Source organism: Bradyrhizobium oligotrophicum (assembly GCF_051168495.1).
Taxonomy (GTDB): Bacteria; Pseudomonadota; Alphaproteobacteria; order Rhizobiales; family Xanthobacteraceae; genus Bradyrhizobium; species Bradyrhizobium oligotrophicum_A.
This window is the reverse complement of sequence record NZ_JBNPVB010000006.1, coordinates 309350-332185: the sequence shown is the minus strand read 5'-3', so window position 1 is coordinate 332185 and position 22836 is coordinate 309350. Positions and strand designations below refer to the sequence as shown.

General features: G+C 66.5%; 22 protein-coding genes. 13 read left to right on the top strand and 9 right to left on the bottom strand.

The window, feature by feature from the left end; translation table 11 throughout:
- Positions 1-259: 259 nt before the first annotated feature.
- Both grpE and hrcA read right to left on the bottom strand, forming a co-directional pair.
- The gene (gene grpE, locus ACQR1B_RS15100; RefSeq protein ID WP_434835863.1) at positions 260-880 is read right to left on the bottom strand and encodes a nucleotide exchange factor GrpE; all 621 of its coding nucleotides are present in this window, start codon (positions 878-880) and stop codon (positions 260-262) included.
- 126 nt (positions 881-1006) lie between these two features.
- Positions 1007-2095, bottom strand: coding sequence for a heat-inducible transcriptional repressor HrcA (gene hrcA / locus ACQR1B_RS15095; RefSeq protein WP_434835864.1), 1089 nt, complete (start codon positions 2093-2095; stop codon positions 1007-1009).
- A gap of 161 nt (positions 2096-2256) precedes the next feature.
- Here hrcA and rph point away from each other — a divergent pair, with 161 nt between their 5' ends.
- From rph to hemW, 3 genes are read left to right on the top strand one after another with little or no spacing between them, the layout of a single operon-like run.
- Complete coding sequence (gene rph / locus ACQR1B_RS15090) at positions 2257-2970, top strand: ribonuclease PH (RefSeq protein ID WP_434835865.1); 714 nt, start codon at positions 2257-2259, stop codon at positions 2968-2970.
- Positions 2967-3611 carry an RdgB/HAM1 family non-canonical purine NTP pyrophosphatase gene (rdgB, locus tag ACQR1B_RS15085; RefSeq protein WP_434835866.1) on the top strand — a complete coding sequence of 215 codons (645 nt, stop codon included), beginning with the start codon at positions 2967-2969 and terminating at the stop codon, positions 3609-3611. The genes rph and rdgB overlap by 4 nt, the downstream gene beginning before the upstream one ends.
- On the top strand, positions 3598-4755 hold the full coding sequence (hemW, locus tag ACQR1B_RS15080) for a radical SAM family heme chaperone HemW (protein WP_434835867.1): 1158 nt from the start codon (positions 3598-3600) through the stop codon (positions 4753-4755). Before rdgB ends, hemW begins: the two co-directional genes overlap by 14 nt.
- Positions 4756-4770: 15 nt before the next feature.
- On the opposite strand, the gene ACQR1B_RS15075 is transcribed toward hemW, so the two are convergent.
- Positions 4771-5970 (bottom strand): penicillin-binding protein activator, encoded by a 1200-nt coding sequence (locus tag ACQR1B_RS15075; protein WP_434835868.1) that lies wholly within the window; start codon positions 5968-5970, stop codon positions 4771-4773.
- Between the two features lie 292 nt (positions 5971-6262).
- Here ACQR1B_RS15075 and rsmI point away from each other — a divergent pair, with 292 nt between their 5' ends.
- The 4 genes from rsmI (at position 6263) to ACQR1B_RS15055 (ending at position 9781) form a co-directional block, all read left to right on the top strand.
- Positions 6263-7222: a 16S rRNA (cytidine(1402)-2'-O)-methyltransferase gene (gene rsmI / locus ACQR1B_RS15070; RefSeq protein WP_434835869.1), complete on the top strand. Its 960-nt coding sequence runs from the start codon at positions 6263-6265 to the stop codon at positions 7220-7222.
- Positions 7209-7619, top strand: coding sequence for a YraN family protein (locus ACQR1B_RS15065; RefSeq protein WP_434835870.1), 411 nt, complete (start codon positions 7209-7211; stop codon positions 7617-7619). The genes rsmI and ACQR1B_RS15065 overlap by 14 nt, the downstream gene beginning before the upstream one ends.
- 34 nt (positions 7620-7653) lie before the next feature.
- Entirely contained in the window at positions 7654-8595 is a 942-nt protein-coding gene (gene gshB, locus ACQR1B_RS15060; RefSeq protein ID WP_434835871.1) for a glutathione synthase, read from the top strand.
- Between the two features lie 370 nt (positions 8596-8965).
- Positions 8966-9781: an exodeoxyribonuclease III gene (locus ACQR1B_RS15055; RefSeq protein ID WP_434835872.1), complete on the top strand. Its 816-nt coding sequence runs from the start codon at positions 8966-8968 to the stop codon at positions 9779-9781.
- Here the strand turns inward: ACQR1B_RS15055 and ACQR1B_RS15050 are convergent.
- Both ACQR1B_RS15050 and ACQR1B_RS15045 read right to left on the bottom strand, forming a co-directional pair.
- A complete protein-coding gene (locus ACQR1B_RS15050) occupies positions 9778-10239 on the bottom strand; it encodes a cyclic nucleotide-binding domain-containing protein (RefSeq protein WP_434835873.1) in 462 nt (153 codons plus the stop codon). The two genes, ACQR1B_RS15055 and ACQR1B_RS15050, sit on opposite strands and share 4 nt — an antisense overlap.
- 66 nt (positions 10240-10305) lie before the next feature.
- Complete coding sequence (locus ACQR1B_RS15045) at positions 10306-10992, bottom strand: response regulator transcription factor (protein WP_006612692.1); 687 nt, start codon at positions 10990-10992, stop codon at positions 10306-10308.
- Between the two features lie 277 nt (positions 10993-11269).
- Between ACQR1B_RS15045 and ACQR1B_RS15040 the strand changes: the two genes are divergently transcribed.
- Together ACQR1B_RS15040 and ACQR1B_RS15035 are read left to right on the top strand one after the other, a co-directional pair.
- Positions 11270-11791, top strand: a complete 522-nt coding sequence (locus ACQR1B_RS15040) for a L,D-transpeptidase family protein (RefSeq protein WP_434835874.1) — start codon at positions 11270-11272, stop codon at positions 11789-11791.
- A gap of 22 nt (positions 11792-11813) precedes the next feature.
- Complete coding sequence (locus tag ACQR1B_RS15035; protein WP_434835980.1) at positions 11814-12599, top strand: 2-keto-4-pentenoate hydratase; 786 nt, start codon at positions 11814-11816, stop codon at positions 12597-12599.
- A gap of 22 nt (positions 12600-12621) precedes the next feature.
- On the opposite strand, the gene ACQR1B_RS15030 is transcribed toward ACQR1B_RS15035, so the two are convergent.
- Positions 12622-13302, bottom strand: coding sequence for a YggS family pyridoxal phosphate-dependent enzyme (locus ACQR1B_RS15030; RefSeq protein WP_434835875.1), 681 nt, complete (start codon positions 13300-13302; stop codon positions 12622-12624).
- Positions 13303-13413: 111 nt separating this feature from the next.
- Here ACQR1B_RS15030 and ACQR1B_RS15025 point away from each other — a divergent pair, with 111 nt between their 5' ends.
- Complete coding sequence (locus ACQR1B_RS15025) at positions 13414-15111, top strand: sensor domain-containing diguanylate cyclase (RefSeq protein WP_434835876.1); 1698 nt, start codon at positions 13414-13416, stop codon at positions 15109-15111.
- A 13-nt stretch (positions 15112-15124) separates the two neighbouring features.
- Here ACQR1B_RS15025 and ACQR1B_RS15020 read toward each other — a convergent pair whose 3' ends face one another.
- On the bottom strand, positions 15125-16111 hold the full coding sequence (locus ACQR1B_RS15020; RefSeq protein WP_434835981.1) for a GGDEF domain-containing protein: 987 nt from the start codon (positions 16109-16111) through the stop codon (positions 15125-15127).
- Between the two features lie 324 nt (positions 16112-16435).
- On the opposite strand from ACQR1B_RS15020, the gene leuS reads away from it, so the two are divergent.
- The 3 genes from leuS to holA are packed head-to-tail and all read left to right on the top strand — an operon-like array spanning position 16436 to position 20645.
- Complete coding sequence (gene leuS, locus ACQR1B_RS15015) at positions 16436-19060, top strand: leucine--tRNA ligase (protein WP_434835877.1); 2625 nt, start codon at positions 16436-16438, stop codon at positions 19058-19060.
- Positions 19047-19598, top strand: coding sequence for an LPS assembly lipoprotein LptE (gene lptE / locus ACQR1B_RS15010; RefSeq protein ID WP_434835878.1), 552 nt, complete (start codon positions 19047-19049; stop codon positions 19596-19598). The genes leuS and lptE overlap by 14 nt, the downstream gene beginning before the upstream one ends.
- A gap of 18 nt (positions 19599-19616) precedes the next feature.
- Positions 19617-20645: a DNA polymerase III subunit delta gene (gene holA, locus ACQR1B_RS15005; protein WP_434835879.1), complete on the top strand. Its 1029-nt coding sequence runs from the start codon at positions 19617-19619 to the stop codon at positions 20643-20645.
- Between the two features lie 263 nt (positions 20646-20908).
- Here holA and ACQR1B_RS15000 read toward each other — a convergent pair whose 3' ends face one another.
- Both ACQR1B_RS15000 and ACQR1B_RS14995 read right to left on the bottom strand, forming a co-directional pair.
- Positions 20909-21808: a ParB/RepB/Spo0J family partition protein gene (locus ACQR1B_RS15000; RefSeq protein WP_434835880.1), complete on the bottom strand. Its 900-nt coding sequence runs from the start codon at positions 21806-21808 to the stop codon at positions 20909-20911.
- Positions 21809-21967: 159 nt separating this feature from the next.
- Positions 21968-22819 carry a ParA family protein gene (locus tag ACQR1B_RS14995; RefSeq protein WP_008962283.1) on the bottom strand — a complete coding sequence of 284 codons (852 nt, stop codon included), beginning with the start codon at positions 22817-22819 and terminating at the stop codon, positions 21968-21970.
- Positions 22820-22836: the final 17 nt, after the last annotated feature.

Sequence of the window (22836 nt, the reverse complement as noted above, 5' to 3'; positions counted from 1 at the left end):
ACGCGTCACCCCCGGGCTTGACCCGGGGGGTCATTCACTTCCGAAGACTGTTGCGCATCGAGATGGATCGCCGGGTCAAGCCCGGCGGTGACGGACTCGGGGTTCAGAAACGCCATTTGCGACCAGCAACGGCTGCGGCAGTCGGCAAGGGGCTCCCCTGATCGCGACCAGGCCCAAACAGCATTGAGGCGCCGCGTCCGAGCCGGACCGGCGCCTCTGGTCGTGAATGGAGCTTGGTCTTTACAACAACGACGGCGCGTCAGGCCGCGCTGTTCGACTGGTCGTTGTTCGCAGCCGGGGCCTGCTTTGCGCCGCCCTTGGAAACGCCGACCAGCGCCGGGCGAAGGATGCGCTCACCGATCATGAAGCCGGCCTGCACGACCTGGACCACAGTGCCCGACGGCACTGAGGCATCGGGCACCTCATACATGGCCTGCTGGAAGTTGGGGTCGAACTTCTGCCCCGTCGGATCGAACTTCTTGACGCCGTTCTTCTCCAGCGTGTTGAGCAGCGAGCGCTCGGTGAGCTCGACGCCCTCGATCAGCGATTTGAGCCCGGCATCGGCATTGGCACGGGTTTCCTCCGGCACCGCATCGAGCGCGCGCTGGAGATTGTCGGCGATGTCGAGCACGTCGCGTGCAAAACCGGTGATGCCGTACATGCGCGCATCCGCGACTTCGCGCGCGGTCCGCTTGCGCAGATTCTCCATTTCCGCCAGCGTGCGCAGCATCTTGTCACGCGCGTCGGCGGCTTCCTTGGCCAGCGCCTCGGCCGAGCCGGTCTCGGGGTCGTCGGGCATGATGTAGGGTTTGGAGACGACGGGTTCGCTGGCCTGCGCCGGGGTTTCCGGATCGTTCTGATGCAGGTCGGGATCGGTCATGGACAGACTTCTCGCAAGTTCGGCTGAACGGGTTTTTGGGATGTCGGGCGGGATATCGTGCTTCGGGCGCTGAAAATCAAGCGCAGCCTGAGGGTGGCTCCGCCAGCGGGTTAACCATGTCCGATCTCAGCCGCCGAGCAGGCGGCTGACCAGACGCGCGGCATAGTCGACGGTCGGAATCACGCGGGCATAATTCAGACGGGTCGGACCGATGACGCCGAGCACGCCGACGATGCGTCCCGTGACATCGGAATAGGGCGATACGATCGTCGACGAGCCCGACAGCGAGAACAGCTTGTTCTCAGAGCCGATGAAGATGCGGACGCCTTCGGCGCTCTCCGCGCGCCCGAGCAGATCGACCACGCCGCGCTTGGTCTCGAGATCGTCGAACAGCCGCCGGACCCGTTCGAGGTCTTCGAGCGCATGCAGGTCTTCGAGCAGGTTGGCGTGGCCGCGCACGATGAGCTGGCGCTCGTCGCTGTTACCGCCAGACCAGCTGGCGACGCCGGCTGCGATCACCTTCTGCGTCAGCTGATCGAGCTCGGCGCGATCATGCGCCAGCGCCGTTTCGAGCTCGAGCCGCGCCTCGGCCAGCGTTCGGCCCCTGATGCGCGCATTGAGGAAATTCGACGCCTCGGTCAGCGCCGAGGAGGGAACGCCCGGCGGCAGCACCAGGACCCGGTTCTCGACCTGTCCGTCCTCGCCGACCAGCACGACCAGCGCACGTTCGGGCTCCAGCCGCACGAACTCGATGTGCTTCAGCCTTGTGTTGGATTTTGCGGTCAGCACCACGGCCGCGGCCCGAGTCAGGCCCGACAGCCGCGTCAGCGCTTCGTCCAGCGCCGCCTCGACCGATTGCGCCCGCCCGACGGCGGCGAGCTGGCTCTGGATCGATTGCTGCTCGGCCTCCGTCATGTCGCCGATCTGCATCAGCGCGTCGACGAAGAATCGCAAGCCGGCCTCGGTCGGGAGACGGCCGGCCGAGGTGTGCGGCGCGTAGATCAGGCCGAGCTGCTCCAGATCGGCCATCACGTTGCGCACCGACGCCGGCGACAGCGGAACCGCGATCAGCCGCGAGATGTTGCGCGAACCGACCGGCTCGCCGGTCGCCAAATAGCTTTCGACGATCTGCCGGAAGATCTCGCGCGAGCGCTCGTTGAGCTGCGCCAGACCGGCAGGCGGTGTCATCAGGTTGATCGGATCGTGGTGGGCCACCAGATACTCTCCTCCCAGAGACCCTAATGTGTCCATGCGGCGGCTCGGTGGCAAGCGGGTCTTCAGGGCGCGTCGGGGCGTGATAAGGCCTTGCCGCTGCCGGCCCCGGCACCTACAAGGCCGCTCAACACCGTCTTCCGCCTCTTTCACGGAGAGAACCCATGCGGCCGAGCCGCCGTGCACCGGATGAACTGCGGGCCGTGAGCCTGGAACGCGGCGTCGTCAAATACGCCGAGGGCTCCTGCCTGGTGAAGTTCGGCGACACCCACGTTCTGGTCACAGCCACGCTGGAAGACCGGCTGCCGCCGTGGCTCAAGGGCCAGGGGCGCGGCTGGGTGACGGCCGAATATGGCATGCTGCCGCGCGCCACCTTGGAACGCACCCGGCGCGAGGCCTCGGCCGGCAAGCAGAACGGGCGCACGGTCGAGATCCAGCGCCTGATCGGCCGTTCCCTGCGCACCGCGATCGACCTCGAGGCGCTCGGCGAGCGCCAGATCACGGTCGATTGCGACGTGCTGCAGGCCGATGGCGGTACGCGGACGGCATCCATTACCGGCGCCTGGGTGGCGCTGGCCGACTGCATCAAGTGGATGAAGTCGCGCAACATGATCAAGACCGAGGTGCTGCGCACCAACGTCGCCGCGATCTCCTGCGGCATCTACAACGGCACGCCGGTGCTGGATCTCGATTATGCCGAGGATTCCGAGGCCGAGACCGACGCCAATTTCGTCATGACCGGCGACGGCCGCATCGTCGAGGTTCAGGGCACCGCGGAGAAGACCCCGTTCACCGAGGCCGAGTTCCTGGCGCTGATGGCGCTGGCCCGCAAGGGCGTGGGACGGCTGGTCGATCTGCAGAAGATGGCGGTCGCGTGAGCAACGGCCATCGCAAGCTCTCGGGGCGCATCGTCATTGCGACCCACAATCCCGGCAAGCTCGCCGAGATGCGCGAGCTGCTGGCGCCCCATGGCATCGAGGCGGTGTCGGCCGGCGAACTCGGCCTCGGCGAGCCCGACGAGACCGGCGACACGTTCGAGGCCAATGCCCGGATCAAGGCCGTGGCGGCGGCCGAGGCGGCGCAGCTGCCGGCCTTCGCCGACGATTCCGGCATCGTCGTCCATGCGCTCGACGGCGCGCCCGGCATCTATTCGGCGCGCTGGGCCGGCCCGGGCAAGGATTTCACCGCGGCGATGACCCGGATCGAGCGGCTGCTGCAGGAGCGCGGCGCGACCAGCGCCGACAAGCGCGGTGCGCATTTCGTCTCGGCGCTGTGCGTCGCCTGGCCGGACGGCCATGTCGAGGAGGTCGAGGCGCGGGTCGACGGCACCCTGGTATGGCCGCCGCGCGGCACGGCCGGCTTCGGCTATGACCCGATGTTCCTGCCCGAGGGCCACGACCGCACCTTCGGCGAGATGACCAGCCTCGAGAAGCACGGCCTGCCGCCGCTCGGCCTCGGCCTGTCGCACCGGGCGCGCGCCTTCGTGAAGCTCGCGGAGATCTGCCTTGACCAGCGCTGACAGCGAAGCGTTCGGCGTCTATGTGCACTGGCCTTTCTGCCTGTCGAAATGTCCGTATTGCGACTTCAACAGCCACGTCCGCCACGCCGCCATCGACCAGGACCGCTTCGCCCGCGCCTTCGCCCAGGAGATCGCAACCACCGCCGCCCGCACCGGGCCGCGCACCGTCACCTCGATCTTCCTCGGCGGCGGCACGCCGTCGCTGATGCAGCCGCAGACCGTCGGCGCCATCCTGGACGCCATCGGCAAGCACTGGCGCGTCGCCGGTGACGTCGAGGTGTCGCTTGAAGCCAACCCCACCAGCGTCGAGGCGACGCGCTTTGCCGGCTATCGCGCGGCCGGCGTCAACCGGGTCTCGCTCGGGGTCCAGGCGATGGACGATGCGTCGCTCAAGATGCTGGGACGGCTGCACACCGCCGAGGAGGCGATGAAAGCCGTCGCCATCGCCCGCGGCGCGTTCGATCGCTATTCCTTCGACCTGATCTATGCACGCCCCGACCAGACCCCGGCGATGTGGACCGAGGAGCTGACGCGCGCAATCGGCGAGGCGGCCGAGCATCTGTCGCTGTATCAGCTCACGATCGAAGAGGGCACGCCGTTCTTCGGCCTGCACGCTGCCGGCAAATTGAAGACACCGGACGAAGGTCTGGCGCGCACGCTCTACGACGTGACGCAGGACGTGTGCGGCCGTCATGGCCTGCCGGCCTATGAGATCTCCAATCACGCCCGCCCCGGCGCGGAGTGCCGCCACAATCTCGTCTACTGGCGCGGCCAGGAATATGCCGGCATCGGCCCCGGCGCCCACGGCCGCCTCGACATCGACGGTATCCGGCACGCGACCGCGACCGACAAGCGGCCGGAGGCCTGGCTGATGCGGGTCGAGTCCAACGGGCACGGCGTCATGACCGACGATGCGCTCAATCGCGAGGAGCGCGCCGACGAATTCCTGCTGATGGGGCTGCGCCTTGCCGAAGGCATCGATCCCCGGCGCTATGCGGCGATCTCGGGACGGTCGCTCGATCCGCGCCGCATCGCGCTGCTGCGCGAGGAGGGCGCCATCATCGTCGATCCGAACGGCCGGCTGCGGGTGACGCAGGACGGCTTTCCCGTGCTCGACGCCGTCGTCGCCGATCTCGCCGCCTGAGGCGGGCGATCGACCTCAGGTGGCGCTGAAACTCTTGGGCGCGCCGGCCACCGCCTGGCCGCCACCCGAGCCAACGCGCATGACGGCCAGCCCGCGCTCATTGGTGCCGTCGCTGCGGAAACGGAACAGGCCGTCGATGCCGGCGAAGCCGGAGGCATTGGTCAGCACGTCCGGCGCGAAGCGCTGATTGCCTTGCGTGCGCGCCAGCGCGGCCACCAGGGCCACGGCATCATAGGCGAGCGTCGCCGTACGCACGGGGTCGCCGCCGAAGCGCGTCCGGTAGCGGCCGGCGAAGGCACGGAAGCCTGCGGGATCCGGCGCGGCGTAGAGGCCGCCCTGCAGGCTGGCGCTGTTGTAGACCCGCGGATTGTCCCACAGCCCGGTGCCTAGCAATTGGATGCTGCGCAGGTTCGCGCCGGCTGTCGTGAGTGCATCCGCCGTCGCAACGACCGCCTCGCCATCATCCGCCAGCAGCAGCGCGTCGGCTCCGCCGAGCGCTTGCGCCACGTTGCGGGCTGCCATGGTGCGATCACCGGAATATTTCTCGAACGCCACGATGCGTCCGCCGCGGCGGCTGACGGCCGTCTTGAACGCGCCCTCGACCACTGTCCCATAGGCGTTGTCGGGCAGCAGCGCCGCGAACGAGCGTTTGCCGACGCTGGCCGAGTAGTCGACGATCCGGCTGGCATCGGACTCCGGCAGGAAGCTGAGGAGATAGACGCCGCGGCCGGCCACGCTCGAATCGGTCGAGAACGCGATCACCGAGATGTTGCGCGTGCGCGCCACCTGGGCGGTCGCCGGCACGGAGCCCGCGAACAGCGGCCCGAGCAGGATCTCCGCGCCTTCATCGCAGGCCTGTTGCGCGCCTTGCTGCGCCCCTTGCGGGCTGCCCGCATCGTCCTTGATCAGGAGCTGGATGTTGGGGTTCTGAAACTCGGCGAGCGCCATCTCGGCCGCGTTCTTCATCGATTGTGCCGCCACGCCGGCATTGCCGGACGCCGACAGCGGCAGAATCAGGCCGACCTTGACCTGGCCGTTGCCGGCGACCGCCGGCTGCTGCGGTGGACCGGACGGCGCGGTCGCCTGGTCGAACGGGTTCTGCACGCCGGAGCAGGCCGACAGCAGCGGCGCACCGACGATCAGGCCCAGCGCCGTTCGCCGGGCAACCCGATGGGCTCCCGGACCGTGAGATTTGGGATGACGCGGGCCGACCATGATATCTCTTCGTTCGGCCGTGTCCGGCCAGAGGTTCCCCAAACGCACGTCCCCAGGTCGTGCCGATTCACTTATATTGTCGACGAATAGTTAAGCAAAACAAAAGGCTGTCAGGACCACACAGCCGATCAATTCGACGTTTTGCACGGCATATCCCCGGTTCGCACGAACGCTCGATCCTGCGGTTTCGAACTGAAGCTCCGATGAACGGCGCGGTGTTCGGGCCGATTCAAATCCGCCGCACGGCCGTTCCCTGGTGGCATTCCCGCGTCAGGCCCTTTAAATTACGTCGATGGGCGCAAAGGCAATCCCGAAGACGTCGCTGCACGACGGCAAATCTTCCACCACGCCGACCTTCATGGTGGCGGGGACGCCCATTGCGGCGCCCAAGGCGCGCGCCGGCCTGTATCTGGTGGCGACGCCGATCGGCAATCTCGGCGACATCACGCTGCGCGCCCTGGAAACCCTGTCAGGCGCCGACACCATCTTCTGCGAGGACACGCGAATCACGCGGCGGCTGGCCGAGCGGTATGGGCTGACGGCGGAGCTTGCCGCCTATCACGAGCACAATGCGGAGGCCGTCAGGCCGAAGATTCTGCAGCGACTGTCGGAGGGCGCGGCGATCGCTCTGGTGTCCGATGCCGGCACGCCGCTGATCTCGGACCCTGGCTACAAGCTGGTGCGCGAGGCCTGCGACGCCGGCCACGCCGTCATTGCGCTGCCCGGACCGTCGGCAGTGCTTGCCGCATTGAGCGTTGCCGCGCTGCCGACGGATCGCTTCTTCTTCGAAGGCTTCCTGCCGGCCAAGCAACAGGCGCGGCGGACGCGGTTGTCGGAGCTCGCGCGCATCGAGGCGACGCTGGTCGTGTTCGAGGCCGGCAGCCGCGTTCAGGAGACGCTGGCCGATCTCGCCGACATCATGAAGGCACGGCAGGCCGCGATCTGCCGCGAGTTGACCAAGCTGCACGAGGAGATCCTGCGCGGGCCGCTCACCACGCTCGCTGCAGGCGCCGCCGAGCTCGAAACGCGCGGCGAATTCGTGCTGGTCATCGGCCCGCCGCCGCGCGACGCCGACGTGCTGACACAGGATGCGCTTGACGCGCTGCTCAAGGAGCTCTTGCCGCGGTCGAGCGTCAAGGACGCCGTCATGCACGCCGTCGAACTGTCGGGCCGCCCGCGGCGCGAGGTCTACGCCCGCGCCCTCGAGCTCGCCAAGGACGCGCGATCCGGAGAGGCCGATGGCGAAGACTGAGCGCGCCACGCCCGAGAAGCCTGCCAAGACCGCGGCGCCCGAGCGTGTCGCCGCCTTTCGCACCGGCCTGTCGGCGGAAGCGCGCGCCGCGGCGCTGCTGATCGCCAAAGGCTATCGCATCCTCGCCAAGAGATTTCGCACGCCGCATGGCGAGATCGACATCATCGCGCGCAAGCGCGGCCTGGTCGCCTTCGTCGAGGTGAAGGCGCGGAGCTCGCTGGATGACGCGGCCTACGCCGTGACGCCGCGCCAGCAGCAGCGCATCATCAACGCCGCGCAGGCCTGGCTGATGGCGCATCCCGACCATGCCGAACTGGAAATGCGCTTCGACGCGATTCTGGTTGCGCCGCGCAGCCTGCCGCGCCATCTGGTGGCGGCGTTCGACGCCAGCCCCTGACACGAGCTCACTGCAGACAGACCGGGACCCGCCCATGACACTGAATGTCGCCGTCCAGATGGACCCCATCGCGCGCATCAACATCCGCGGCGACTCGACGTTCGCGATGCTGCTCGAAGCGCAGCGGCGCGGACACGGCCTGAGCTACTACACGCCGGATAAGCTGTCCTTACGCGGCGAAGAGCTGTATGCGCCGGTGCAGACACTCACGGTGCGCGACGAGGTTGGCGACCACTTCACCCTCGGCGAGCCGAAGCCGACTGCGCTGACGTCGTTCGACGTCGTGCTGCTGCGGCAGGATCCGCCGTTCGATCTCGCCTACATCACCTCGACGCATTTCCTGGAGCGCATTCATCCCAAGACGCTGGTGGTCAACGATCCCGCGAGCGTGCGCAACGCGCCGGAAAAGCTGTTCGTGATGAACTTCCCGCAGCTGATGCCGCCGACCCTGATCTCGCGCGATCTCGACGAGATCAACGCCTTCCGCGATCAGCATGGCGCCGTCGTGATGAAGCCGCTGCACGGCCATGGCGGCGCGGCGGTGTTCCGCGTCATGCCGCAGGACATGAATTTCGGCTCGCTGTTCGACATGTTCCAGGTCACCTTCAAGGAGCCCTGGGTCATCCAGCGCTTCCTCCCCGAGGTGAAGCACGGCGACAAGCGCATCATCCTGGTCGACGGCGAGTTCGCCGGTGCCGTCAACCGCGTGCCCGCGGCGGACGATCTGCGCTCCAACATGGTGCGCGGCGGCGCGGCGCAGGCCACCGATCTCAGCCCGCGCGAGCGCGAGATCTGCGACACGCTCGGCCCGGAGTTGCGCGCGCGCGGCCTGCTGCTGGTCGGCATCGACGTGATCGACGGCAACCTCACCGAGATCAACGTGACCTCGCCGACCGGCATCCGCGCCATTGCGCGGCTCGGCGGTCCGGATATCGCCGCGCGGGTGTGGGACGTGATCGAGGCCAAGCCGCGCTGATCGGCTTGCTGATCTGAGATCAAGCGCCGCGGCGGCCTTGCGTCTCAAGGCCGCGCGAACATATGCCCCTCACCCTGAGGAGCACGCCGTAGGCGGGCGTCTCGAAGGGCGAGGCCCGCATTGGGGCCTCATGGTTCGAGACGCGCCGCGTACAACGACCCGACCTCGCATTGGCCTGATCGACGCGGCGCTCCTCACCATGAGGGTTTGGCTCCCGAGCGCGCCGTTACACGTTGGAGCATGAGCAGCGCCCTTTGGCTTCGGTGAAGTTGTCATAGCTGGGGATAGCGGCTGTTAGGACTAGGTACTGGGCCGAGATTCACGGCCGACGTGCTGTCCCAGCCGCAATCCATGCTATGACGCCATTCTCATGCGTCTCGTCCTGACCACCTGGAACATCAACTCGGTGCGCCTGCGCATCGACCTCGTCGCCAAGCTCATCAAGCAGGTCAGGCCCGATGTGCTCTGCCTGCAGGAGACGAAGTGCATCGACGATGCCTTCCCGCTGAAGCGCTTCAAGCGGCTCGGCTATGAGCACATCGCGCTGAACGGGCAGAAGGGCTATCACGGCGTCGCCGTGATCTCGAAATGGCCGTTCGAGACCACGCATGTCCGGACCTTCTGCGACAAGGTGGATTCGCGCCACATCACGGTCGCGTTCGGCGAGAAGGCGCAGCTGGCGCAGCCGCTGGTGCTGCATAATTTCTACGTGCCGGCCGGCGGCGACATTCCCGATCCCGCGCTCAATCCGAAATTCGAGCACAAGCTGCAGTTTCTCGACGAGATGAAGGCGTGCGAGCCGCTGCATCCGCGCGGCGACGACCGGCACATCCTGGTCGGCGACCTCAACGTCGCGCCGCATGAACACGACGTCTGGTCGCACAAGCAGCTGCTGAAGGTGGTCTCGCACACGCCGATCGAAACCGAGAAGCTGCTGGCGGCGCAGGCCCATGGCGAATGGGTCGACGTCGCGCGCGAGCGCATCTCGATGTCCGAGAAGGTCTATACGTGGTGGAGCTATCGCGCCGCCGACTGGACCGTCGGCGACCGCGGCCGCCGGCTCGACCACGTCTGGGTGTCGCGCGCGCTGAAGGACCGGGTCACCGATTTCAAGATCCTGCGTGACGCGCGCAGCTGGGAGCGGCCCTCGGACCATGTGCCGGTCACTGTGACGCTGGACGTCTAGCGGGTCGTCTTATCCCACGACGTCAGCTTGGCGCCGGCCATCAGGATGTCGTTGGCGATGCGGTTGGCGCGCTGGGCGAACTCGTCGCGCAGCCGGCGCGCCGCCACCGCGTCGCTTTCCAGCACGCGCTGGAACAGGCTGCGCGAGATGCGCACCACAGTCGAATACTCCAGCGCCGTCGCAGTGGCTGGGCGGCGCATCTCGACCAGCAGCGCCAGCTCGCCGATCAGCATGCTCGGCCGGGCAACGATCTCGGCACCGCCTTCATCGCTGATCCGCAGGGAGCCACGCTGGACGACATAGCCGCAATCGGCCGTGTCGCCCTCGCGAAACAGGGTTTCGCCGCTCTGGATGTTACGCTGCTCGGAGCCGATCGCGATCATGCGCAGCGAATCGCTTCCCAACAGGCGCAGGGTCGGGACGCGCTCCAACAGCGCAATATCGTCTTCGATCGACATCAAGGGCCCGGGGAAGGCGAAATGGAACCAATATCATAAACGGCAGGCCGCCATCCCCGAACCGTATCACGGCACCAACTTGTAGCCACCGGCCTCCGTCACCAGAATCTCTGGATTCGCGGCATCTTTCTCGATTTTCTGGCGGAGACGGTAAATATGGGTCTCCAGCGTATGGGTGGTGACGCCGGAATTGTAGCCCCAGACTTCCTGCAGCAGGGTCTCCCGCGACACCGGCTGCTGACCCGCGCGGTACAGGAAGCGCAGGATCGCCGTCTCCTTCTCCGTCAGGCGGACCTTGCGGGCATTGGCGCCGGTCAGCATCTTGGAGCCGGGACGGAAGCTGTAGGGCCCGACCGAGAACACCGCATCCTCGCTGGCCTCGTGCTGGCGAAGCTGGGCGCGGATGCGAGCGAGCAGCACCGCGAAGCGGAAGGGCTTGGCGACATAGTCGTTGGCGCCCGATTCGAGCCCGAGGATCGTGTCCGAATCGGTGTCGTGTCCCGTCAGCATGATGATCGGCGCCTTGAAGCCGCCCTTGCGCAGGGAGCGTACCACCTCGCGGCCGTCGGTGTCGGGCAGGCCGACATCCATCAGGACCAGATCCGGTGAGTTGGCCTTTGCCGCGCTCGCGCCCTTGGCGCCGGTATCGACCGCCTGGGCCTCGAACTCGTCATGCAGCGAGAGCTGCTCCATCAGGGTGTCGCGCAGATCGGTGTCGTCATCCACGATCAGGATCTTGCGGGCATTGGCCATTGATACAATCCTCTTGGTGGCGCCGGCGGGATCCGGTGATTGGCGCCTTTCAACGGTGGGCAAACAGGCTCATCAGCCCTGTTCCGTCTTGAAGTAAGGGGCTGTTACCGATTCACAAGCGCCCGGCACTGTACTCCAGAATTCGGCAGGGAATGAGATGAATGTCCCGTTCGATCCTCGGGGCGGACCATTTGCCGACAATGAGGCAATTCACGGGCAATCCATGGCAACGAAAAGGCACGTTATTTCATGTCGTTGTGGAGGGGGCGCGCTTGGCATGCCAGCGTCCCTGGTGTCGATTCGCACCAAAGCCGGGCCGCGACAGCGCGGCTGGCTCCTGGTCTGGGGGCATGTCATCCCGGTGGCGCTCGGCCGTGGCGGCATCCTGGCCAACAAGCGCGAGGGCGACGGCGGCACGCCCCGGGGGACGTTCCGGCCCCGCCTTCTGTGGTGGCGCGCCGACCGGCACCCGCGCCTGCGCACCTTGCTGCCGGTGCGGCCGATCGGCCGCGAGGATGCCTGGTGCGAGGATCCCGCCGACCGGCACTACAATCAGGCGATCAAACTCCGTGACAACCGGCCGGGCGACCGGCTGGCGCGCAGCGACCATCTCTACGACTTCATCATCGAGATCGACCACAACACGCGGCCGCGGATCGCCGGCCGCGGCAGCGCCGTGTTCCTGCATCTGGCGCGCCCGAACTTCGGTCCGACCGCGGGCTGCGTCGCGATGACCCGGCCGGCGATGCTGCGCCTGTTGCAAAGGATCGGCCCGCGCACCAGGATCGTCATCGCATAAGAGAGACCGACGGGAGGACATGATGCGCGCACCGGAGCAGCTGGCCAGCGCCTCCGCCATCTTGCGTGAGCATTGGACCGAGGGCCGCAAACTGGCGGCGCTGCCGCCGGAGCTGCGTCCCCGCGACCGCGCCGAGGGCTATGCGATCCAGGCCGAGCTCGAGCGCCACTCGCATCAGCCGCTGTTCGGCTGGAAGATCGCGGCCACCAGCGAGGCCGGACAGCGCCACATCAATGTCGCCGGTCCGATGGCCGGGCGGATCCTGGCCGAGACGGTGCTGCCCGTCGGTGGAACCGCAGCCATGGCCGGCAATGCGATGCGGGTCGCCGAACCGGAATTCGCCTTTCGGCTGGGCGTGGACCTGCCGCCGCGACCGACACCTTATGATATCGCGGAGGTGCTCGCCGCCGTCGATACGCTGCATCCGGCGATCGAGATCCCAGATTCGCGGTTCGCCGATTTCGTCAGCGCCGGCGAGGCCCAGCTGATCGCCGATAATGCCTGCGCACATCTGTTCGTGCTGGGCGCGCCCAGCACCGCCGATTGGCGCAGCCGGGACCTAATCGAGGAACGGCCGCGCATCACGTTGCGCGGGCAAACCTTCATCGGCTACGGTCGCAACGTGCTCGGCGATCCCCGGATGGCGCTGGCTTGCCTGGTCAACGAGCTCCGCGCGCTCGGCGTGACCGTGCAGGCCGGGCAGGTGGTCACCACCGGAACCTGTCATCCGCCGCTGCCGATCGACGGCGGCGACGTGATGGAGGCCGATTTCGGCGACCTCGGACAGGTGACGGTGAGATTCGACTGACGCTCGCGCCCGGCCGAGCGGCTCAACGATGGCCGAAGATCGCCGATCCCACCCGCACATGCGTGGCGCCGAACTGAATCGCGGTCGCAAAGTCCGCGCTCATGCCCATCGACAGATTCGCGAGGCCGTTGCGCGAGGCGATCTTGGCGGTCAGCGCGAAATGTGGCCCCGGCGCGTCCTCGACCGGCGGAATGCACATCAGCCCTGAAATCTCGAGCCCATAATCCCTCCGGCAGGCCGCGATGAAGGCATCGGCATCGCCTGGCGCGATGCCCGCCTTCTGCGGCTCCTCGCCGGTATTGATCTGGACGAACAGCTGCGGATGCCGGCCCTGGGCGGCAATCTCCCTGGCGAGCGCCGCACAGAGGCTCGCGCGATCGACCGAATGGATGGCGTCGAACAGCGCCACCGCCTCCTTGGCCTTGTTGGATTGCAGCGGCCCGATCAGGTGCAGCACGAGACCCGGATGCGCCGCCGTCAGCGGCGGCCACTTGGCTTTGGCCTCCTGGACGCGATTTTCACCGAAAGCGCGCTGTCCGGCCGCGATCACCGGCTCGATCGCGTCGGCCGCGAAGGTCTTCGAGACCGCGATCAGCGTCACCGCGCCGCGGTCGCGTTGGGCGTCATTGCATGCGCGCACAATCTCCTGCTCGACGGCGGCGAGCGCAGGCGGCGGCAGTGGGGCGTTCGGTTCATCAGGCACGATGGCGTCCGTGGGTCGTAGATTTACGGGTTTGGCTGCAATTTTACGGAGTTCGAGAAAGGGTTCTTGAACCCTTCTCCTTACCGTGCGGCCCGGGGGTAGGGGAGAGAAATGCCAAGCATCCGCTTCAATCGCAATAGAGTGAAGCTGAACCGGCTCATGGGGATTCGCGCCCGCCTGGCGCTGCTCGCCCTGATCCTGGTGGCACCGCTGATGCTGGAGCGCGCGCGCTCCCTGGAAAGCACAAGAATCCGGCAGATCGCCCTCGCGACAGAGGAATTCTCCGGCCTCGCCCGGCAGAGCGCCGACATGCAGCGCGAGGTCATCATGTCGGTGGAGACGGTGTTGAAGTCGACCGCCTATGTCCGGGCCTCGACCACCGGCGTCAGCCGCAGCTGCGACATGATGCGCGCCAGCCTGCCGACCACCCTGCCCTGGATCCGCACCCTGATGATCGCCGGCCGCGACGGCCGCATCCAGTGCTCGACCAACAACCAGTATGTCGGGCTCGATTTCAGCGACCGGCCCTATTTCCGCGGTGCTCAGGAAGCGCGCGACTTCGTCTTCAGCGATTATCTGCTGTCGAAGCCGACGCACGAGCCGATCGTGATGGCCGCCTATCCGGTCGCCGCGATGACCGGCGAGCCCGATGCCGTGATGCTGGCCAGCGTGAACCTGGAATGGATGTCCAAGATCATGAGCAATCTTGGCGGCCGCCCGGGAATCTCCGCCGTGCTGATCGACAGCGAGGGAACCGTGCTGGCCGCGCCCGCCGACCGCACCGAGCTCGTCGGCCGGCCGCTCGACAGCGTGCCTTTGTTGTCGGCCGTCGCCGAGACGGCGATGAGTTCGAGCAAGCCCACGGAGACGATGTCGTTCACGGCGGCCGACGGCTCCAAGCGCGCCATCACCTTCACGCGCATCGCCGACACCGGATCGCGCCTCATCGTCAGTATCGATGAAACCCGCGTCACCGCCGCGATCGACCGCGAAATCCGCAACGCCTATCTGCAGGCGGGCCTGGTCTGCCTGATCGTGCTGCTGGGCGCGCTGATCGCCGCCGAGAAGCTGATCGTCCGTCCCGTCAACATGCTCGCCGCGACGGCCAAGCGCTTTGGTTATGGCCATTGGTCGGCACGCGTCGCGACCAAGAATCTGCCGTCGGAGTTCGTGCCGCTGGCGAAGTCGTTCAATGCGATGGCCGCCAAGCTCGGCCAGCGCGAACGCGAGCTGATCGCCGCCAACGACCGGCTGACGGTGATGGCCTCGATCGACATGCTGTCGGGCCTCGCCAACCGCCGCGGCTTCCAGAACAGGATCGACATCGAATGGACGCGCGCGCAGCAGGCCGGCAGCGAACTGTCGCTGCTGATGATCGACGTCGATCATTTCAAGCTCTACAACGACACCTATGGCCATCCCGAGGGTGACGCCTGCCTGTCACGGCTCGGCGAGACGCTGTCGCAGATTGCCGGCGCAACCATGGCCTTTGCCGGCCGCTATGGCGGCGAGGAATTCTGCCTACTGCTGCCGGGGATGAATGCGAGGCAGGCGTTCGAGATCGGCGAACAGGTGCGCGCCGCGGTGCTGGAGCTGGAATTGCCGCATGTGACGTCGGCGCATCGATGCGTCACCGTCAGCGTCGGCGTCGCCGCGACGCGCCCAAATCCGTCGCTGGCACCCGCTGATCTGATCGAGGCGGCCGACGCCGCGCTCTATGCCGCCAAGCATCGCGGACGCAACACGGTGGTTGCGCACGGCTTCGGCGAATTGGCCGACACCAGCAGCAACGTCGCGCACGCCGGCTGAGCCGCCGACCCGATCAGCCGACCGCAAGCTTGCGGTCGAGCTCGAGCTCGGTGACCACGCGGTTGCGGCCGAGCTTCTTGGCCAGGTAGAGCGCTCGGTCGCAGCGGTCGATCAGATCGGCCATCGATTCGCCGAACTGGAACTGGCCGACGCCGATCGAGACCGTGATCTGCGGCAGCACCTCTCCGGTCGAACGCCGCGTGAACTGACAATCGGCGATGGTGCGGCGAATGCGTTCGGCAATGGCCGTGCAGCCTTCGAGATCGGTCTGCGGCAACACCGCGATCAGTTCCTCGCCGCCATAGCGCGCCGGAAGATCGTTGTCGCGGACGCGTTCGCGCAGCGCCTTGGCGACCAGGCGCAGCACCTGATCGCCGACGCCGTGGCCGTAATTGTCGTTGAATTTCTTGAAGTGATCGACGTCGATCAGGAGAATGCTGAGCGGCTCGTCCTGCTCCATCGCCGCGATCTGAACGTGACGGAAGAACTCTTCGAGTGCGCGGCGGTTCGGCAGCCCGGTCAACGTATCGGTGCGCGCGCGCTGCTCCGACTTGTTGAGCGAGTCCCTGATGGTGTCGAGCTCGCGCGACTTTTCCGCGAAGCTCGCCTCCAGCTTGGCGGCGCGCGCCGTGGCCTGGGCGAGTTCGCTGACGAGATTCTCGATCAGGATTTTCGGATCGACGCCCTGCTCGTTGCGTTCGGCGACGCCGTCGATCGCCTGCATGTGCGTGCGGTTGTCGGCGATTGCAGCCGTCAGATAGCTCTTGGCGGAGTCCATCACGCCATGCAACTGCTGCGAGACTTTATGGACGACAGCCGCTTCCGTGCCCTGCTGGCCGATATAGGTGTCGAACAGCGCCTGATTGGTCGTCTTGTCGAACTTGCGCTTGTTGCTGACCAGGATGTCGACCGCGCGCTTGAGGTCCGACGCCGAGCCGAGTGAGTATTTGAACCACAGATGGAAGTTGTTAGGCGTCGGTGGCACGCGCTGTTGAGCCATGGATTTCATGGCCTTTTCCGCGACGTTCGTCGCGTACTCGAAGTCAATCTCGTCGAACGTAGCGCCGGACACGATGTGGAGTGACCCCAGATGCGGGCTGATGCCTGGATTTGTGCACTCAGTCTCCCATTCAAGTCTTAACCGCGCCTCAACCCGACCTCCGAGGGTCCCGAGCGAGTCGAGAAAAAAACTCGCGATTACCGTCGCTTAGCAGGCGCACGAAGCGGTATCATCGTCTTCCGCCCCATTGACCCGCACGCCGTTTTTGTGGCCTAGTCCGCCCTCGTCAAACGACGCGAATCCTCGAAAATTATAAGCGATTCCATGACATCCGAACGCTACAACGCCCGTGAAGCCGAGCCGCGCTGGCAGCGCGAGTGGGACGAGAAGGCGATCTTCGCCACCAAAAACGACGATCCGCGTCCGAAATACTACGTACTCGAGATGTTTCCCTATCCGTCGGGACGCATCCATATCGGCCATGTCCGTAATTATACGCTCGGCGACGTGCTGGCGCGCTTCATGCGCGCCAAGGGTTTCAACGTGCTGCATCCGATGGGCTGGGACGCGTTCGGCCTGCCGGCGGAGAACGCCGCGATCGAGCGCAAGGTGGCGCCGAAGGCGTGGACCTACGACAACATCGCGGCGATGAAGAAGCAGCTGCGCTCGATCGGCCTGTCGCTCGACTGGGCCCGCGAGTTCGCCACCTGCGATCCGTCCTACTACAAGCACCAGCAGAAGATGTTCCTCGACTTCATGCAGGCGGGGCTGGTCGAGCGCGAGAAGCGCAAGGTGAACTGGGACCCGGTCGACATGACCGTGCTCGCCAACGAGCAGGTGATCGACGGCCGCGGCTGGCGCTCCGGTGCGGTGATCGAACAACGTGAGATGAACCAATGGGTGTTCAAGATCACGACCTACGCGCAGGAGCTGCTCGACGCGCTGGACGGGCTGGACCGCTGGCCCGACAAGGTGCGCCTGATGCAGCGCAACTGGATCGGACGGTCGGAAGGCCTGCTGGTCCGCTTCGCGCTGGACGCAGCCACGACGCCGGCGGGCGAGACCGAGCTGAAGATCTTCACGACCCGGCCGGACACGCTGTTCGGCGCCAAGTTCATGGCGATCTCGGCCGACCATCCGCTCGCTCAGGCCGCGGCCGCCAAGAATCCGGAGCTCGCTGCGTTCATCGCCGAGATCAAGCGCATCGGCACTGCCCAGGAGGCAATCGACACCGCCGAGAAGCAGGGCTTCGACACCGGCATCCGCGCCGTGCATCCGTTCGACCCGAGCTGGACCTTGCCGGTCTATGTCGCCAATTTCGTGCTGATGGAATACGGCACCGGCGCCATCTTCGGTTGCCCGGCGCATGACCAGCGCGACCTCGACTTCGTCAACAAATACGGCCTCGGCAACACGCCGGTGGTCTGTCCCGAGGGCCAGGACCCGGCGAGCTTCGTCATCACCGACACGGCTTTCGATGGCGACGGCCGCATGATCAATTCGCGCTTCCTCGACGGCATGACGATCGCGCAGGCCAAGGACGAGGTGGCCAAGCGGCTGGAGAGCGAGCAGCGCGGCGGCGCTGCCGTCGGCGAGCGCCAGGTCAATTTCCGCCTGCGCGACTGGGGCATCTCGCGCCAGCGCTATTGGGGCTGCCCGATCCCGGTGATCCACTGCCCGACCTGCGATGTCGTGCCGGTGCCGGCGCAGGACCTGCCGGTCGTGCTGCCGGACGACGTCAGCTTCGACAAGCCGGGCAACGCGCTCGATCACCATCCGAGCTGGAAGCACGTCACCTGCCCCAAATGCGGGGCCAAGGCGACCCGCGAAACCGACACCATGGACACCTTCGTCGATTCGTCCTGGTACTTCGCGCGCTTCACCGATCCGTGGAACGAGGCCTCGCCGACGACCCCCGTTGTGGCGAACCGCATGATGCCGGTCGACCAGTATATCGGCGGCGTCGAGCACGCGATCCTGCATCTCTTGTACAGCCGCTTCTTCACCCGGGCGATGAAGGCGACCGGCCACGTCGCGATGGACGAGCCGTTCGCCGGCATGTTCACTCAGGGCATGGTGGTCCACGAGACCTACCAGAAGGCCGACGGCACCTTCGTCAATCCGGCCGAGGTCAAGATCGAGATCGGCGGCAATGGCCGCCGCGCGGTGCTGACCGCGACCGGCGAAGACATCACGATCGGCCCGATCGAGAAGATGTCGAAGTCGAAGAAGAACACCGTCGACCCCGACGACATCATCGAGAGCTACGGCGCCGACGTGGCGCGCTGGTTCATGCTGTCGGACTCGCCGCCCGATCGCGACGTGATCTGGAGCGACGAGCGGGTCCAGGGTGCGGCGCGCTTCGTGCAGCGGCTGTGGCGGCTGGTCAACGAATCCGTCGCCGCAAGCCAGGACGCCCCCTCCTCCCGCCCGGCCACGTTCGGCCCGGACGCATTGGCGCTGCGCAAGGCCGCCCATGGCGCTCTCGACAAGGTGACCGGTGGCATCGAGCGGCTGCATTTCAACGTCTGCCTGGCGCATATCCGCGAATTCGCCAATGCGCTCGCCGACGTGCTCGCGCGACCGGCCAAGCCGGCGCCGGACCTGGCCTGGGCGATCAGCGAGGCGGCAGGCATCCTGGTGCAGCTGTTCTCGCCGATGATGCCGCATCTGGCCGAGGAATGCTGGCAGGTGCTGGGCCGGACCGGGCTGATCTCGGAAGCCTCCTGGCCGCAAATCGAACGAGATTTGCTGGTTGAGGACAGCGTCACCCTGGTGGTCCAGGTCAACGGCAAGAAGCGCGGAGAAGTCACAGTCACCAGCAACGCACAGAATCCGGAAATTGAGTCTGCCGTTTTGGCGCTTGATGCAGTAAAACTGGCGCTGGACGGCAAGCCCGTCCGCAAGGTGATCATTGTTCCCAAGAGGATCGTGAATGTCGTCGGCTAGGTTTCGGATCGCTGCGCGCCTGGTTGCCGTGGCCGCATTGGCCGGGCTGACGGCCGGCTGCTTCCAGCCGATGTATGCGGAGCACGCCGACGGCACCCCCGCCCTGCGCGACAAGCTGATGGGCATCGAGCTGCCGCCGGTCGACAAGCCGAACGCCTCCCCCGAGGCGCGCATCGGCGTCGACATCCGCAACGCGCTCGCCTTCAAGCTCTATGGCACCGCGACCGGCACCGCACCGACCCACAAGCTGGTGCTGAAGTTCCAGACCAGCCGGTCGTCGCTGATCGTCTCGGCGGCAACCGGCCTGCCGACCACCGAGAATGTCGGCATCGACGTCCAGTACAATCTGGTCGAGCTCGCCACCAACAAGTCGGTCATGACCGGCACGACCTTCGCCCGCACCTCCTATGACATCCCCGGCTCCTACCAGCGCTTCGCGCGCCAGCGCGCGTTCCGTGATGCCGAGGATCGCGCCTCCGAGGAGGTCGCCGAGAAGATCAAGACCCGGCTCGCGGCCTATTTCACCGCGGGCACCTGACGCACGGCTGATATCGCCGTGGTCGCGCTGCGCGGAAAAGACATCGACGCCTTCCTGGCGCGGCCCGACGCGGCCCGCCCACTGATCCTGCTTTACGGGCCGGATGCCGGACTGGTCCGCGAACGCGCCGAGGCGCTGATCGCCTCCGCGGTCGACAATCCCGACGATCCGTTTTCGGTGGTCCGGCTCGATGGCGACGAACTCGCCGCCGAGCCTTCGCGCCTCGTCGATGAGGCGATGACCGTGCCGTTGTTCGGCGGCCGCCGGGCGATCCGGATCCGCGCCGGCTCGCGCAATTTCGCCAGCGGCGTCGAGACCCTCAGCCAGATGAACGTGCGGGATTGCCGCATCGTGATCGAGGCTGGCGACGTCAGGCCCGATTCGCCGCTGCGCAAGATCTGCGAGAAGGCCGCGACCGCGGTTGCGATCAGCTGTTACCCGGACACCGAGCGCGATCTCGCCAGGCTGATCGACGACGAATTGCGCGTCGCCTCGCTGCGCATTTCGCCCGAGGCCCGCGGATCGCTGATGGCGCTGCTCGGCGGCGACCGCCAGGCCTCGCGCAACGAGCTGCGCAAGCTGACCTTGTTCGCCCATGGCGAGGGCGAGGTGACGCTCGGCCACGTCATGGCGGTGGTCGCCGACGCCTCGGAGATGAAGCTCGACCCGATCGTCGACGGCGCCTTCGGCGGCAAGCCGGACGTGGTCGAAACCGAGTTCGGCAAGGCCCTGATTGCCGGCACCTACCCCGGCGTCATCATCTCCGCTGCGCAGCGGCATGCAGCATGGCTGCACAAATCGGCGCTCGCCGTCGCCTCGGGCACGCCGGTCTCGTCGATCCTCGAAGGCGGCTTTCCGCGCCTGCACTTCTCGCGAAAGCCGAGCGCGGAAGTCGCGCTGCGCAACTTCTCCCCTGCCCGGCTGCTGCCGATTATCGACCAGCTCGCGACCGCGGCCCTCGACATGCGCAAGCAACCGGGGCTCGCGGCGACGATCGCGCAACGGACCTTATTGTCGATTGCGGTGAACGCGCGGCGGAAGGGATGAGGCAAAGCTCGACTTTGCTGTGGGATTGCCGATGGTCGAATTCGAGCCTGAGTGGCCACTGGCGCGGCCCATCGCAGACCGAGGCCTCCAATTAATTGCTCGTCATGCCCGGGCTTGACCCGGGCATCCATCCCTCTCTGCAGAATCTGAAAGATGGATGGCCGGGTCAAGCCCGGCCATGACGATGTGGTAGGTAGCAACAAACTAATATGGAAGCCGCAGACTCATTTGTCGCGCCCGAGTCGTCGGCAGCGAACTCACACCTAACCCTGCTCCAGCCTGCGCATCACCTCGTCGAGCTGTTCGAGGCTGCGATAGGTGATCTGCACGGTGCCGCCGGGATCGCGGTGGCTGATCGAGACGGTCAGGCCGAGCGCGTCGCCGACGCGCTTTTCCAGCGCGAGGGTGTCGGCGTCCTTCTTCTCGGCGGGCGCATCGCTGCCGCCGCCACTGCGCGGCTTCTGCGGCTTGCGCTCCGGCACGCCCTCGTCATGCGCGAGCGCTTCGGTCTGGCGGACGTTCAGCCCTTCGGCGATGATCTTCTTCGCCGCCGACAGCGCATCCGGCAGGTTGATCAGCGCACGCGCATGGCCGGCCGAGATCTGCCCCGTCGCGATGAAGCCCTGCACTTCCGCCGGCAGCTTGGTCAGCCGCATCATGTTGGCGACGTGGCTGCGGCTCTTGCCGACGATCTTGGCGATGTCTTCCTGGTTGCGTTTGAACTCGTTGGCCAGCGCGTGATAGCCCTGCGCCTCCTCCATCGGGTTCAGGTCTTCGCGCTGCACGTTCTCGATGATCGCGAGCTCCAGCGCATCGCTGTCGCTGACGTCGACCGGGACGATCGGCACCTCGTGCAGGCCGGCGGCCTGCGAGGCGCGCCAGCGCCGCTCGCCGGCGATGATCTCGAAGCGGTCCTGCTGGCCCTTGATCGGGCGCACCACGATCGGCTGGATCACACCATGCTGCTTGATCGACGCCGACAGCTCCGACAGCTCCGCGTCGGAAAACGTCTTGCGCGGATTGCGCGGGTTCGGCTTGAGGAATTCGATCGGCACCTTGCGCTGGCTGCGCGGCCGCTCCGGCGGTGCGCCCGCCTCGCGGTTCACGTCGCCGATCAGACTCGCAAGACCCCGACCCAATCGCGATCGCGACTCGTCCGCCATCGCCTTCTCCTTTGGACTCACATCACGCTCCGCTTGCGTTCTGCAGCCGAGCCGCAGCGTCGGCACCATGAACGAGGTCGCGAATCCCGTTGCCGGAATCCGCCCTCATCCTCGAACGAGGCCCGGCGGACGCGAGGTCAGCCGCAGCCGATGGATTGATCAGTTGGCGCGCAGGTCGCGCTCGCGCTGGATCACCTCGGTCGCGAGCTTGAGATAGGCTTCGCTGCCGACGCATTTGAGATCGTAGACCAGCACCGGCTTGCCGTAGGACGGCGCTTCCGAGATGCGGACGTTGCGCGGGATCATGGTGTTGTAGACCTTCGATCCCATGAACTGGCGGACGTCGGCGACGACCTGGTTGGACAGGTTGTTGCGCGAGTCGAACATGGTCAGCACGATGCCATGGATCGACAGGTTCGGGTTCAGGGTCGAGCGCACCTGCTCCACGGTCTGCAGCAGTTGCGACAGACCTTCGAGCGCGAAGAACTCGCACTGCAGCGGCACCAGGATCGCGTCGGATGCGGCCATCGCGTTGACTGTCAGCAGGTTCAGCGACGGCGGACAATCGACCAGCACATAGGTGTAGTCGTTCTCCGGCGAGACGTTGTTGTTGAGGCCGGCGATCGCATCGCGCAGACGGAAGGCGCGGTTGGCGCTGGTGCCGAGCTCGAGTTCCAGGCCCGACAGGTCCATGGTCGAGGACGCGATGTGCAGCCGCGGCACGGCGGTCGCCACCACGGCGTCGCGCAGCGAGGCCTCGCCGATCAGCACGTCGTAGGTCGAGCAGTTGCGGCTGCCGCGGTCGATGCCGAGCCCTGTCGAGGCATTGCCCTGCGGATCGAGGTCGACGATCAGCACACGCTCGCCGATTGCGGCCAGCGCGGTGCCGAGGTTGATCGCTGTCGTAGTCTTGCCGACCCCGCCCTTCTGATTGGCGAGCGCCAGGATGCGCGGATGCCCCTCCGGATGCGGAGCCCTATCTTCTTGATAAATCTGATCAATTACGGACATGCGCGGTCGCCATGGTT